Origin of the sequence: Vreelandella halophila (assembly GCF_009856365.1) — a bacterium.
Taxonomy (GTDB): domain Bacteria; phylum Pseudomonadota; class Gammaproteobacteria; order Pseudomonadales; family Oleiphilaceae; genus Halospina; species Halospina utahensis_B.
Map to the genome: position 1 here is coordinate 24,414 of NZ_WMEX01000006.1, position 14,117 is coordinate 38,530.

The following is a 14,117-nucleotide window of genomic DNA, read 5'->3' on the forward strand; positions in this document are numbered from 1 at the left end:
GGAGGCGGATCATGCGTGTTTCCACCAGCCAGATCTTCAACCAGGGGATCCAGCAGTTCCAGAACCTTAACGCCCAGCAGGCGCGTACCCAGGAGCAGGTGGCCACTGGCAAGGAGGTGCTCAGCCCCTCTGATGACCCGGTGGCGTCCACCCGTATCGTTCAGCTCAAGGATGACCTGGCGCGCAGCGAGCAGTACCAGGATACTCTGGACATGACACAGACCCGGCTGGAACGGGAGGACGGGACGCTCTCCAGCTATACGGATGCGCTGGCGCGTACCCGCGAACTGATGGTCCAGGCGGGCAGTGGTTCTCTGAGTGAGTCGGATCGTGAGTCCATCGCCCAGGAGCTGCGGCAGGTGAAGGGGCAGATGGTCAGCCTGGCCAACACCCAGGGCCCGGAAGGCGAGTTCCTGTTTGCCGGTTTCCAGGGCGGGGAAAAGCCGTTTGGCGAGGATGTGTCCGGCAACATTGAGTACCGGGGCGATTCCGGCGAGCGTTCAGTGCAGATCGATGACGGGGTCACGATCAAGGTGAACGACAATGGCCGGGAGACGTTCGAGGCCATTCCCAGCGACCGGCCCACGTTCAATACCCGTGCGGCCCAGAATAACGAGGGCAGCGGCCGGATCAGCAGCGGCGTTGTAACCGACCGGGAGGAGTTCGAGCAATTCTACCCAGACGACCTGGTGGTTACTTTCGACGAGGTTAGCGGGAACACCGAATACACCGTCAAATCCCAGAGAACGGGTGAGGAGTTCATTTCGGGTGAGGATTATGTGAGCGGCAATCCCATCGAAGTGAATGGAATGCGGTTTGAGGTCAGCGGTGAGCCGAAAAAGGATGATAGCTTTACGGTGACCAGTGGCGACCAGCAGAGCATCTTCGGCACCATGGAGAAGATGATCGAGGGGCTTGAGACACACCCCAATACCCCGGAAGGGCGCGAAGCGCTTGAGGATACCATCGACCAGGGTCTGGCCAACCTGCAGAACGCCGAGGACCGGGCCACGGAAATCCAGGCCGGCGTGGGTACACGCCTGAATACCGTGGAAAGCACCAAAGAGTTCCTGAAGGACAGCGATCTTCTGGCCCAGGAGACCCTGTCAGACCTGGAAGATGTGGATTATGCCGAGGCCATCAGCCGTCTGACCCAGCAGAACTTCACGCTCCAGGCGGCCCAGCAGTCGTTCGCCCGGATCTCACGTCTGTCGCTGTTCGATGCGCTGTGATTGACGCGGCGCAGACCGCGCGTATAATCCGGCGGTCACTGCCCACCGCAGTGAACCAGCCTTGCCGGGAGTGGCGGAACTGGTAGACGCGCTCGACTCAAAATCGAGTGGCCTTGTGCCTTGTGGGTTCGAGTCCCACCTCCCGGACCATCTTCCCCTCTCGCTGACGGCTCAGTCAGTCTGTGGTTTTTCCTGCACTGATTTAATCAACTCAACGGCCCGTTTCTCGATTTCGCCGGGTGTCACGGATGCTTTGTTCACGACAGCCGCGACGCGGGAGGCGATTCTGCGTGGCACTTCGTAGCCGGAGAGAATCATCACAGGTACCTCGGGTTGGGCGCGGTGGAGTGATTCCCATAATTCGATCCCGCTGCCGTCGTCCAGTTTCAGATCCAACAGTATGAGGTCGTATGAGGCCTGCCTCAGACACTCGTGTGCCTGACGCAGTGAGACGGCCCGCTCTACCCGGCTCCAGGGCTCAAGCTGAGCAGCGACGACCGTTGCCAGATCGGTGTCATCCTCTACATGCAGTATGCGCGCTTTGCCGTGAGGCTTAATTGGCTCTGGCATGGCACGAGGAAAGCGAAACCAGAACCTTGCACCTTCGCCCTCACGGGACTCAAAGCCGATGATGCCACCCATGCGTTCGACCAGCTCCCGCGTCACGGCCAGGCCCAATCCAGTGCCTCCCTTTGCGCGGGAGTCCGAGGCGTCTGCCTGAGCAAAGCGCTCGAAAATGCGGCTGCGAAATGACTCTGGAATCCCGGGACCCTGGTCAATAACGCTGACCAGGGCTCTACCTTCGGCACTGGACTCACAGTGAATCGTGACCCCTGCGCCACGCGGCGAATGTTTGCATGCGTTGGATATCAGGTTGGCCAATATTTGCTGGAGACGGCGCGGATCAACGCAAACCTGGCCGTCTGACGAACCGGTGCGTTTGAGTATCACTTCATAGGGCTCGGCGAAGCTCTGCATCTGTTCGATAGCCTGATCGATGAGGGGTGCAAGCTCGACGTCCTGAAAACTCAAATCCATTTCACCGGCGGCGAGTCTATTCAGATCAAGAAGGTCGTTGACCAGTTGAATAAGCCGATGGCTATTCTGTTCGGCGATCCTCAGCATTTTCTCCATACGTGCAGGCACTTCGCCTACCGCACCGCCAGTGATCAGCCTCAGCGAGCCGGAGATTGCAGCAAGCGGCGTACGCAGTTCATGGCTTATTGTCGAAACGAACTCGTTCTTAAGCTGTTCGTTGCGTTGGTTTTCGGTGAGATCCCTGGCCACCAGAACCCAGCGATGTAACGGATCATATTGGCCGTGCGTGCGTGACAGGCTCAGCTCCAGAGGGGTAGAAGCTTTGCCGGGGATGGCGAGCGAGGTGTTCCACCGAGCCAGAAGCGATTCGTTGGAGCGCTCCTCGCAGGGGGCAGCCTCTTCCGTGGCCAAACGTTCGGTCAGCTCCGGCAGGCGTGAGCTTAAACGGGAACCGATGGCATCGGTCGGTAGCTCAAGCAGCTCAGTGGCGGCACGGTTGTGAGTGATGATCGTGGTGTCTGAATCGAGTACGAGAACGGCGTCAACGAGGGAGTCGAAGAGTTGCTGAAGGAATTGCCGATTGGCCTCCAGTTCCTCGATAGCGTGGTGCTCGCTCGAGACATCCTGAATCTGGGACACAAAATGCAGCGGTTCACCGTTGTCGTTGGTCACGAGTCCCACCGACAGTAGGGCATGCATAATGCTGCCGTCCTGCCGGTAATACCGCTTCTTCATCTGGTAATGACTGATCCGGCCGGCAAGCAGGTCCTTAAGCAGAGCCAGATCGGTATCCAGGTCGTCCGGGTGGGTCAGGCTCTGGAAATCGGTCTTCAGGATTTCCTCGCGGGAGTAGCCAAACAAGGTGGGTATGGCCTCATTCACATCGAGCCACCCCCCTTCGAGAGAGACCAGTGCCATGCCCAGTGCAGCCGAGTTGAACGCCTCGCTGAACCTGTCTTTGGCGAGTCGAGCTTCCTTTTCAGCGCGTAAACGTTCTGTAATGTCTACGGCCATCCCTAGAAAGCCATTGATCGTCCCGGCGTCATCCCGCATCGCACTCACAGCCAGCTGCACCTGGCGGTGCTGGCCATCCTTGCGTACGTAGGTCCATGTCAGCGTCTCAGGCGTGCCTTGGCGCGCTTTCTCAACGAAAACATCAAAGCCCTGGAATGGCTCGCCGAATTCTTCTCTCAGCCTGTCGCCGCGCTGCTCTATTTCGGAAGCCAAGTGAAACAGCGCGGGTGTATGAAGGTTGACCAGCTTTTCAGCCTGATAGCCGAGGAGCGTTTCCGCTCCGGGGTTAAAAAGCGTGATCAGGCCCTGAGGGTTGGTTGCGATGATGGCAACATTAACAGAGGCATCAATTACTGACTGAGGATAAGCTCGGGTCCTGTTCAGGTCGCTATAGGCGTGGCGGAGAGATGTGATATCGCTCATGGTGACGACTGCGCCAAGCGATCCGCCAGAGTCGTGTTCCAGGCGCTCACCATTACAGAGCACGACGCGTGGTGCCTGATCATGTGCTTGAATCACGATCTCAGCGTTGCGAACCTGCTCCCCTCGCCAAGCGCGCAACAGGGGAATGTGTTCTGTCGCCAGTGGCGTTTCGCCATCCGGCTCGTACAGGTTGAAATGCTCTGACCACTGCTCCGCGGGAAGGGCGCGAGGGTCCACCCCGTGCCACTCACGCGCCTTACTGTTGAACTGGGCCAGATTGCCCTCACGGTCGCATGACACTGTGGCGTCCGGCATCGAGTCAAGCAGGACGGAAAGTGTGCGTGCGTTGATATCGGCTTGCTGCTTTCTGACCCATTCTTCAAGGCGCTCGACAGTTAATCGGGCCAGACGCTGGAGACTGTCTTGCTGTCCGTCGCTCAGCTTGTCGCGGGGGCGGGTGTCAATTACGCATAGGGTTCCGTAAGCATGCCCACTCTGGCCCACAAGTGGCGCGCCTGCGTAATAGCGAATACCCGGAGGGCCGGTCACCAGGGGGTTGTCGGCGAAACGGTCATCTTTCTGTGTGTCGCACACCTCCAGAACCTCGACGCTGTGAATGGCGTGGGCACAGAAAGACTCCTCCCGACCGGTTTGCCGCTCGTCCAGGCCACAGGACGCTCTGAACCATTGTCGGTCGGCATCCACCAGCGACACCAGCGCAATTGGTGTGTCACAGAGCTGGGCAGCGATATGCACCAGGTCATCGAATTCGTGGTCCGGGGGCGCATCCAGACTTTCAAGCCTGGCCAGTGCCTGTACACGTCCTGGCTCGTCGTGGGGTAACGGTGCAGATTGGAAGTGTTTGCCGGTCATGAGGTCGAAAGGGTCCTTATGCTGCCAGGCCGGTCTCAGAGAGGATTGTTATTCAGTGTGGGTAATCCGGCGAGAGTCTGCCACCTTTATTTGGCGGGACGGCCCAGCAGCACAGGCGGGATGAAGACGTGTGGTCAGTTTTCTCGAGGCCCAGCGTCCCGCCATCCGATTCCGTCGGGCTGGTTTCCGGTTAGCGGCCGGTCCCTTGGTAAATGGCAGGGACCGGCCCACGGTTCAGACGTCCTGCATGCGTCCGATTTCCCGCGCGATCCGCATGGCTTCGTGACGTTCCAGGTTCAGCAGGTTCTCCACCATATCCCGGGCCTCTGGAATCTCGGCACGATCCTTAAGGTTCTGGTAGAGATCGATGATCTGGTCGTGGAAGTCAAAGATCTCGTGGCAGATGTCATCGAATCCCATACGGGTGTAGGGGAGATCACAGGTCCGGTGCGTCTCGATCGGTTTGTGGGAGAGGAAGTCATAGATCCAGGTCTTCAGGGCCCGGGCGTCACCTTCCCTCTCAAAGTCTGTAACCAGTTTCTCCAGTTCTGTCTCATGGGTTGCGAGGTAGTCGAGCAGTATCCGCGCACGCTCTTCCTGGTGCTCGCTGGCGCAGTGTGCCAGGCACGCGGCCATGTGGTGGTGGAGGGTGCGGGTCCAGTCGATCAGGTCTTTGAAGGTCTTGAGTTCCATAGGATGCTCCTTGCTCAGTTACCGTGATGATGGTGGCTGTTCCCGGAGTGCACAGGGTTGTTGGCGAGAAAGACACTCTCCACGAACAGTATGACAACCATGGCCAGCGCCGCCACGCCAATGACAATGGGGTCACTGGTGATCTTAACCCAGATAAAACCACCCAGGACTATGACATCAAGCAGGATGGCCGTCACCAGGATGGCGGGATGGGCGCCGACCGTATGCCTGAGGTAGCGCAGCACGCCCCAGTGAATGGCGATGTCCATGATCAGATAGAAAATGATGCCCAGCGCGGCGATTCTGGTCAGATCAAAAAACGCGGTCAGGATCAGGCCCAGAACCACGGTATAGACCAGGGTATGCTTCTGGATGTCGCCCGGCATTCCGAAATGGCTGTGGGGAACGAGCTTCATTTCGGTGAGCATGGCAAGCATGCGCGAGACGGCGAAAATGCTCGCGATGATGCCGCCGGCAGTAGCCGTCATCGCCAGGATGACCGTGAACCAGAGGCCGTAGTCACCGAGTGCTGGCCGGGCGGCCGCGGCCAGGGAATAGTTCCGGGTCTCGATGATCGCGGTCAGTGACAGGTTGCTTGCCACCGCGAAGCCCACCAGCGTGTAGATCACGACACAGAGCGCTATGGAAATGATGATGGCGCGGCCCACATTGCGGTGGGGGTCCGTGAGCTCGGAGCCACTGTTGGTGATGGTGGTGAAGCCCTTGAAGGCAAGTATGCCCAGTGCAGTGGCGCCCAGGAAGCCGGCGTAGGTCGGTTGTGGCTCGGAGCGCGCAAAGTCCACCGCGATGCTGTCCGCGAGTGCAACGCCGACGAGTCCAAACACAATGATCCCGCCGATCTTGATCACCCCGATGGCCGATGCCGTGCCCTCAATCAGGCGATTCCCCGACAGGTTGATAAGAAAGGCCAGCAGGAGCAGTCCGACACCCAGCAGCGGCACCAGCTGGCTCTGGTCGCCGATCTCGAACAGCTGGAGGGTATAGGCACCGAATGTCCGGGCCAGGAAACTCTGGGCGATGACCATCGAGAAGTACATCAGCAGGGCATTGAATGCCGTGGGCAGGGTGCTGCCATAGGCCTTGTGCAGATACATGCCGATCCCCCCGGCCGAGGGGTAGGTATTGGACATCTTGATGTAGGAGTAGGCGCTGAACGCCACGATCACGGCAGCCGACAGGAAAGCAAGAGGGAACAGGGTGCCCGTCATCTCCGCCATCTGGCCGGTGAGCGCGAATATGCCGGCTCCGATCATTACACCGGTGCCGAGCATCACGGCGCCGGGCAGTGTCAGGCTGTTCCGGGCGTACCTGGGGGTTCGGTCATGGTCTGATGGCATGGAATCTCCCTGGTCGGCGTATGAACACTATCCTGCTGACCATAATGACAGAAGCTGAACCGGGGCTGACAGAGCCGTTTTGCGGGCCGTCAGTTTCATGTCAGCTTTTTGTGCCAGGCTCATGCTTCCATTCTCGTCGACCGGGCCGACGATCCGGAGATTGAGGGAGTTTGAGCATGAGCAACCACCAGAAGCCACGCCCCCTGTCGCGCCGTGACATTCTCAGAACGGGCTCCACAATGGGCCTGATGCTTGGGCTTGGCAGCCTCCTGCCGGGCTATGCCCTGGGCCTGACCGGTAACCGGGAGCTGACACGACGTACAGAGGGCAACTCGGACATCTATGAGCTGACCATTGATCGCACCCCGCTGACCATCGATGGCCGCCGGAGCGTGCAGCCGATCACGGTGAATGGTTCGGTACCGGCGCCGTTGATCCGGCTGCGCGAGGGCCGCGAAGCGGTGCTCCGTGTGACCAACCGGCTTGACGAGCCCACCTCCATCCACTGGCACGGCATCCTGCTGCCGTTCGAGATGGATGGGGTGCCGGGCGTGAGCTTCCCGGGGATTGCCCCGGGCGAGACCTTTGAATACCGCTACCCCGTACGCCAGAGCGGTACCTACTGGTACCACAGCCATTCCGGCTTGCAGGAGCAGCTGGGCCACTACGGGCCGCTGATCGTGGACCCGGAGGAACCGGAGCCGTTCGAATACGACCGGGAGTATGCCGTTGTCCTCTCCGACTGGACCTTCAATGACCCGTCGGAGGTCATGCGCAACCTGAAGGTGGCGGAAGGCTATTACAACTACAATCGGCGCACGGTTTCCGATTTCTTCGAGGACGTCGCGACCATGGGGTGGAGTGCTGCCTGGGAGAAGGCTGGCATGTGGGGCCGCATGCGCATGACACCCCGGGACATACTGGATGTGACCGGCGCCGAGTACACCTACCTGATGAATGGCATGTCGCCGGATGACAACTGGACCGGTCTGTTTGAGCCGGGCGAGAAGGTACGTCTGCGCGTGATCAACGCCTCGGCCATGTCCATTTTCGATGTGCGCATTCCCGGGCTCCCGATGACGGTTGTCGAGGCGGATGGCCAGAAGGTCGAGCCCGTGGAGACGGATGAGTTCCGCATCGGTGTGGCTGAGACCTACGATGTCATCATCGAGCCGCAGGACGAAGCCTATACCCTGTTCGCCCAGTCCCAGGACCGCTCCGGATTCACTCGTGGCACCCTGGCCGTGCGTGAGGGCATGACGGCGCCGGTACCGGAACTCTATCCGCGTACCGAGCGTGGCATGGCAGCCATGGGCATGGCGGATCATGGCAGTGATGGCGCCATGGATCACGGTTCCATGGACGGGATGATGCATGGCAACGGGGACCAGCCTCCGGTGGCGGACCGCCAGATCTCGCATGGCCCGGACAACCACGGCGCCGGTGCCGCTATGGTGGCAATGAACCCGGGACCGAGACTCGATGACCCCGGCGTGGGCTTTGAACACGTGGAGCACAGGGTGTTGACCTATGACCAGCTCCGGGGGCTGCACGCCTGGCCGGATGAGCGTGAACCCCAGCGCGAGGTGGAACTGCACCTGACCGGCAATATGGAGCGTTACATGTGGTCCTTTGACGGCGAGAAGTTCTCGGAGGTCGATGGCCCCATTCCGTTCGGTTACGGCGAGCGCCTGCGCCTGATCCTGGTCAACGACACCATGATGGATCACCCCATTCATCTCCACGGCATGTGGATGGAACTGGAGACGGGGAACGACGGCTATCGGCCGCGCAAGCACACACTGCTGGTCAAGCCCGGGGAAATGATCTCGGCGCAGATCACGCCGGAGCATAAAGGCGACTGGGCCTTTCACTGCCACCTGCTCTACCACATGAAAGCGGGCATGTTCCGCGTGGTGTCCGTTCAATGAGTGTGCCGAACAGGAGGATTTCAATGGCGGTCAAACAGGTTCGTTATACGGCCCTGCTGGTCCTGGGTCTGCTGGTGCCGGCCACAGGCGCTCTGGCGCAGGGCGTGGGGCCGCAGGCAGAGCCGGAGTGGTCACTGCCGGTGCACGACGATGTGACCCATGGCCAGCTTCTGATGGACCGTTTTGAATATCAGGACGGCGACGATGAGGATGTCTTTGCCTGGGAGGGGCAGGCCTGGTGGGGCGGGGATACGCACCGCCTGATTGTTGACTCCGAGGGCGAAGCCCTGGTCTCAGGTGGCGATGGCGGCGACGTGGAAAGCTTCGACGTGCAGTATGGCTACGGAGTCAGTGCCTACTGGCGAGCCAAGGCGGGCCTCGGGTATCAGACAACCTTCGGGCCCGGGCCGGACAGGGACCGGGCTTCGGCCGTTGTCGGCTTTGAAGGGCTGGCTCCCTACTGGTTCGAGGTGGACACCGGCCTGCGCGTCAGTGAGGATGGCGATGCGGTCGCCGAATTCGAGGGTGAGTACGACTGGCTTTTCACCCAGCGCGTGATCCTGCAGGGCCGGGCGGAGACCAGCTACGCGTTCAGCGAGGTGCGTGAGTTCGGCGTTGGTGAGGGCGTTAACGGCCTCACCCTGGGGCTGCGTCTGCGCTATGAGCTGGCGCGTGAGTTTGCGCCCTATGTCGGGGTGCGCTGGCAGGATCAGTACGGCGACACGGCTGAGCTGACCCGGGCCGAAGGTGAGGATACAGAGAAAACATCCCTGGTTGCCGGTGTGCGCTGGTGGTTCTGAAGGAATGCCATGAGACTGCTGCTTGTTGAGGATGACAGCCTGCTTGCCGAAAGCCTGGAACGCCAGCTTTCGGCGGCAGGCTTCAGTGTGGACAGCATCGCCACGGCGTCGGGGGCGTCCCAGCTTGGCAGGCAGGAGGACTATCGTGTCGTGGTGCTGGATCTGGGACTGCCCGACGGCAATGGTCTGGATGTGCTCAGGAAGTGGCGCTCGCATGGGGTGACCATGCCCGTGCTGATCCTGACTGCCCGCGGTGACTGGCAGGATAAGGTGAGCGGTCTCAAGGCCGGTGCCGATGACTACCTGGCCAAACCCTTCCAGACGGAAGAGCTCCTGGCCCGTCTGGATGCCCTGATCCGCCGCAGCGAGGGACGGGTGGATTCGGTCATTGCCGCCGGCCGGTTCCGGCTGGATGAGAACCGTCAGGTCCTGGAGACACCGGATGGCGAGGAACACCCCCTGACGGGGACGGAATTCCGCCTGCTTCGCTGCCTGATGAGCCGGCCCGGCCAGCTGTTTTCCAAGGAAAAGCTCCTGGAGCAGGTCTATAATCTGGATGAAAGCCCGAGCCACAACGCGATTGAGGCCTATATCCGCCGACTGCGTAAGCTCGCGGGGCAGGAGGCCATTGTGACGCGCCGTGGCCAGGGGTATATGTTCAATGCCATGGATTGACCTCAACCGCTCCATCCGGCGGACCCTGCTGATTGTACTGCTCCCCGCTGCCATTGCCCTGATGGGGGCCGCCTGGGTTATCCATGGCGCCCTGCTGGAGCGCATGGCGCACAGTTTTGTGGAAGATCGTCTCAGGGAAGAGGTCGGGTTTCTCAGGCACCGTCTCAATCAGGCCCATGGAAGCGTGGAAGCGCTGAATACCGGGGCGTATTTCGAGCAGGTGCTCCACCATGCGTTCGCAGTGCGCGTGGGTTCCCGGCAATACGTCAGCCCTTCTTCCTGGAGCTCATTACTGGTCCCCCTTCTGGAAGAGAGCCGGACTGGATTCATCCGGCGGACCGGGGCCGACGGAGAGATTTCTGATTACCTTGCCTACCGTGAAACCTTCGAGCGGCAGGGTCGGGAGGCAGTGATTGTTGTTGCCGAAGACCTGTCCCGGCTTGGGGCCAGTCAGCGCGAACTGCACATCTGGACGGCGGTGGTTTCCGCGGTGTTACTGGGCCTGCTCGTTCTGGTGATCTGGATTGCGATCCGGCTTTCCCTGGCTTCTGTGGCGAGGCTCCAGGCCGCGCTGAAAGAGTTGCAGCAGGGCGAACGGGAACGTCTCGATATTGAGACGCCCGCCGAGTTCCAGCCACTTGTGGGGCAGCTGAACCAGCTCCTCGACACCCTTGATCAGCGTCTGATCCGGTCGCGGGAGGCACTGGCTAACCTGTCTCACAGTGTGAAGACACCCATTACGGCCGTCCGCCAGGTTCTTGAGGAGCGCGAGCAGCCCCTGGACTGGGATATGCGCCAGCAGCTGGCCCGGCGACTCTCTGATATTGACGGTCAGCTCGAGACCGAGATGCGCCGCAGCCGCTTTGCCGGCGCCCAGGCTGGCAAGGGCGCCGCGCCAGTGAGCCAGGCGCGGGAACTGCTCTGGATGCTGGGGCGTCTCTATCCTGAGAAGGACTTTGAGCTCGAAACCGCTATGGCGGACGAGCATCGCTGGCCGATTGAGGAATACGACCTCAACGAGATCCTCGGGAATATCCTGGATAACGCGGGGAAATGGGCCGCTTCAAGCGTGACCCTGTCGTTGCGTGAGGATGAAACGGGATTGGTCATTGAAGCCAGTGACGACGGCCCAGGGGTACCCCAGGAACAACTGGCGACACTTGGAGCACGTGGTCAGCGCCTGGATGAGCAGGCCGCGGGACATGGGCTGGGACTTGCCATTGTCAGGGATGTTGTCCGGCGGTACGACGGCCGGGTGGTGTTTGACCTCAGTGACTCTGGCAGCTTCCGTGCCCGGGTCGTCCTGCCCGAGAGAATTTCGCTGTAATAGCTTAACGTTTGAGGGCAATCAGTTTCAGATCAGTTTTCTGTGGTTTGATGGAAGTTGTCGGACCATGGGTTGGTCCTGGTTACGATCAATAAGAACCAGTAAAGGAGATGTAAGGGATGAAAAAGATAATCGCGTTGGCGCTTTTCACGGTATTGGCTGTGAATCCCGTGTTCGCCCAGCAAGGCAACAAGCATGGCCATGACGGCATGATGGGCAATGGTTCGGGCATGGGCATGATGCATGGCGAACAGATGCAGGAGCACATGCAGCGGATGCACGAAAAGATGAATCAGCTCAGGGGAACGACGGATGCCGAGGAACGTCGTGAACTCATGCGCGAACATATGAACAGCATGCAAAGCACCATGCAGATGATGCAGGGCGGTAAGGGGGCCGGTAATGGTCAGTCTGAAATGCCCATGGAGCAGCGCATGCAGCGCATGGAACAGCACATGCAGATGATGCAGGGCATGATGAAGCAGATGATGGAGCGTGAGTCGCTCGAAGAGTGAGAGGCACAGGGGGCTGTGATGATCGAGATTGTTCCCAACTGGCATCCCATCTGGGTGCATTTCCCGATTGCCCTGCTGAGCATGGCCACGGCTTTTTTCCTGCTTGGCCTCGTGCTTCAGGACAGGGCTGGGGAGAATGTGACGGCTGCGGCACGCTGGAACCTGGTCATTGGCAGCCTCCTTCTCCTGCCGACGCTGTTTACGGGTTACCTGGCCTATAACTCGGTGGCCCATGATGGCCCGGGGCACCAGGCCATGGAACGGCACATGACCGCCGCCTGGGTGACGGTCGCGGTGTTTGCAGTGGCGGCTGTGCTCGCCTGGCTTGAGCGCCATCGTGCTCGGGGTGCCGGCGTGCTGCTTGCCGTGGTCATGCTCGTGGGGACCGCTGCGGTTGGGGTCACGGGTTATCTCGGGGCGGAAAACGTGTATCGCCATGGTCTTGGCGTTGAGCGTCTGCCCAAGAGTGTTCAGGAGCCAGTAATTAAGCGTTCCGTGGAGTCCTCTGAAGGAGGAGCTGGGGAAGCCGGCGAGCCTGAACAGCAGGAGTCAGAGCACGGCGGTGCTGAGAAGACGGCACCCGAAGGTCATGAGGGGCATGACCACGCGCATTAAGCGCGCGGCGTCTCTCTTTTGGCTGGAAACTCTCCAGTCGGGAAGATTATCCCGTTTTGCGGTCCTCCCGGGAAGGTTCCCGGGGAATCCGCACATGCACCCGCTGGTGCTCGTAGGGCCGGCGCAGGGCGATCAGCAGGGCCGGAATGAACGCCAGCAGCAGGAGTCCAAACGGCAGGCCACTGGCGATAGTGGCCGACTGCAGGGCATTCAGTCCGCCTGCCCGCAGAAGCACCGCCGTAACCAGCCCGATGGCCGTCATCCAGAACAGGCGCTGCTGCCAGCTGGGGTCGCGGCCGTTCGAGGTCAGCGTGGCCACCACCAGCGATCCGGAATCCGCTGAGGTCACAAAGAAAACCAGAACCACGAGGATCGCGATGCCGATGGTGGCGGTACTCAGCGGCAGAAACTCCAGGAAGTTGTACAGGCTGGAGTTGGGTGCCTCCATTACCGTCTGCACGAAATCTGCGTTCTGGAACAGTTCCAGGTGCAGGGCATTGGCGCCGAACACCGTCATCCAGAGGAAGTTGAAGAATGACGGAACCAGCAGTACACCCAGCAGATACTCCCTGATCGTCCGGCCCCGTGAGACACGCGCGATGAACATGCCCACGAAGGGCGACCAGGAGATCCACCAGCTCCAGTAGAACACTGTCCAGGAAGACTGCCAGTCCGTGCCCTGGTAGGTCTCATTCCAGGTCGACAGTGTCAGCAGATCGTTGAAGTAACCGCCAATGTGCTGCCCGAGTGCCTTGAGGACGAACACAGTCTCGCCGGTAACCAGGACAAACAGCATCAGGCCCCCGGCCAGAAGCAGGTTGATCTTGCTCAGCCGCCGCACGCCACTGCTGAGGCCGGTGAGTACCGAGACGAGCGCGACAGCACACACCACGCCAATGAGTAGCATCTGCAGCCAGAGCCCGGACTCATAGCCGGTGAGCTGGGCGATACCCGCGGCCGCCTGGCTGGTGCCGAGCCCCAGCGAGGTGCAGACGCCGAACACGGTACCGATCACTGCGGCGAAGTTGGCGAACCCCCCGATTCGCCGGGCGCGCTTGCGGCTGACCAGTTCCTTGAGTGGCGCTTCGAAGCACAATGGGTGATTGGCGTTGAAGTGGAAGTAACCCAGTGTCAGGCCGACCAGCGCATAGATGGCCCAGGGATGCAGCCCCCAGTGCAGGAAGGTGGTTTCCATGGCCAGTTGAGCGGTGTCCGCGTTGTTTCCAACAAAAGGGCCGAATGTATCGTAGTGCTGGAGTGGCTCCGAGACACTGTAGAACAGCAGCCCGATGCCCATGCCGGCGGCAAAGAGCATCCCGAACCAGTCCAGTCGGCTGAACTCCGGCCTGGCGTCTTTACCGCCCAGGCGGATGTGCGCCAGGGGGCTGAAGATCAGGTAGACCGCGAACAGCAGCGCGGCATTCATAATGAGGATCAGCAGCCAGCCCGTGTTATGGGAGAACCAGTCCTGGAGCCCCGAGAACACGCTCCGGGCCAGTTCCTGCTGCAGGGTCGCAAACGCCAGCAGCGCGATGATGGCCGTGGCGGACACAATGAAGAGGCGGAAGCGGCGGAGTCGGTTCAAGAGTCGGTCTCCGTTGAGGTCCAGTAACGCGGGCCGCG

The 14,117-nt window shown here is 60.6% G+C and carries 11 protein-coding genes and 1 tRNA gene; 8 read left to right on the top strand and 4 right to left on the bottom strand.

Features of this window, described 5'->3' with window-relative positions:
• The first annotated feature begins 11 nt into the window (after positions 1–11).
• On the top strand, positions 12–1,232 hold the full coding sequence (gene flgL, locus GLW01_RS11365; RefSeq protein WP_160899120.1) for a flagellar hook-associated protein FlgL: 1,221 nt from the start codon (positions 12–14) through the stop codon (positions 1,230–1,232).
• Positions 1,233–1,296: 64 nt separating this feature from the next.
• Positions 1,297–1,382: transfer RNA gene (locus tag GLW01_RS11370), tRNA-Leu, on the top strand.
• A gap of 21 nt (positions 1,383–1,403) precedes the next feature.
• On the opposite strand, the gene GLW01_RS11375 is transcribed toward GLW01_RS11370, so the two are convergent.
• From GLW01_RS11375 to GLW01_RS11385, 3 genes are all read right to left on the bottom strand, one after another.
• Entirely contained in the window at positions 1,404–4,580 is a 3,177-nt protein-coding gene (locus GLW01_RS11375) for a PAS domain S-box protein (RefSeq protein WP_160899121.1), read from the bottom strand.
• Positions 4,581–4,814: 234 nt separating this feature from the next.
• Positions 4,815–5,273, bottom strand: coding sequence for an ATPase (locus GLW01_RS11380; RefSeq protein ID WP_160899122.1), 459 nt, complete (start codon positions 5,271–5,273; stop codon positions 4,815–4,817).
• Positions 5,274–5,287: 14 nt separating this feature from the next.
• Positions 5,288–6,631 (bottom strand): APC family permease, encoded by a 1,344-nt coding sequence (locus GLW01_RS11385; protein WP_160899123.1) that lies wholly within the window; start codon positions 6,629–6,631, stop codon positions 5,288–5,290.
• A gap of 176 nt (positions 6,632–6,807) precedes the next feature.
• Here GLW01_RS11385 and GLW01_RS11390 point away from each other — a divergent pair, with 176 nt between their 5' ends.
• From GLW01_RS11390 to GLW01_RS11415, 6 genes are all read left to right on the top strand, one after another.
• The gene (locus tag GLW01_RS11390; RefSeq protein ID WP_160899124.1) at positions 6,808–8,562 is read left to right on the top strand and encodes a copper resistance system multicopper oxidase; all 1,755 of its coding nucleotides are present in this window, start codon (positions 6,808–6,810) and stop codon (positions 8,560–8,562) included.
• 23 nt (positions 8,563–8,585) lie between these two features.
• On the top strand, positions 8,586–9,362 hold the full coding sequence (locus GLW01_RS11395) for a copper resistance protein B (protein WP_160899125.1): 777 nt from the start codon (positions 8,586–8,588) through the stop codon (positions 9,360–9,362).
• Positions 9,363–9,371: 9 nt separating this feature from the next.
• Entirely contained in the window at positions 9,372–10,037 is a 666-nt protein-coding gene (locus GLW01_RS11400) for a response regulator transcription factor (RefSeq protein ID WP_160899126.1), read from the top strand.
• On the top strand, positions 10,024–11,364 hold the full coding sequence (locus tag GLW01_RS11405; protein WP_160899127.1) for a sensor histidine kinase: 1,341 nt from the start codon (positions 10,024–10,026) through the stop codon (positions 11,362–11,364). The genes GLW01_RS11400 and GLW01_RS11405 overlap by 14 nt, the downstream gene beginning before the upstream one ends.
• 119 nt (positions 11,365–11,483) lie before the next feature.
• Positions 11,484–11,879 carry a hypothetical protein gene (locus GLW01_RS11410; protein ID WP_160899128.1) on the top strand — a complete coding sequence of 132 codons (396 nt, stop codon included), beginning with the start codon at positions 11,484–11,486 and terminating at the stop codon, positions 11,877–11,879.
• Between the two features lie 18 nt (positions 11,880–11,897).
• Positions 11,898–12,494 (top strand): DUF2231 domain-containing protein, encoded by a 597-nt coding sequence (locus GLW01_RS11415; RefSeq protein ID WP_160899129.1) that lies wholly within the window; start codon positions 11,898–11,900, stop codon positions 12,492–12,494.
• A gap of 46 nt (positions 12,495–12,540) precedes the next feature.
• Here the strand turns inward: GLW01_RS11415 and GLW01_RS11420 are convergent, their stop codons facing one another.
• Positions 12,541–14,079 carry a BCCT family transporter gene (locus tag GLW01_RS11420; RefSeq protein ID WP_160899130.1) on the bottom strand — a complete coding sequence of 513 codons (1,539 nt, stop codon included), beginning with the start codon at positions 14,077–14,079 and terminating at the stop codon, positions 12,541–12,543.
• Positions 14,080–14,117: the final 38 nt, after the last annotated feature.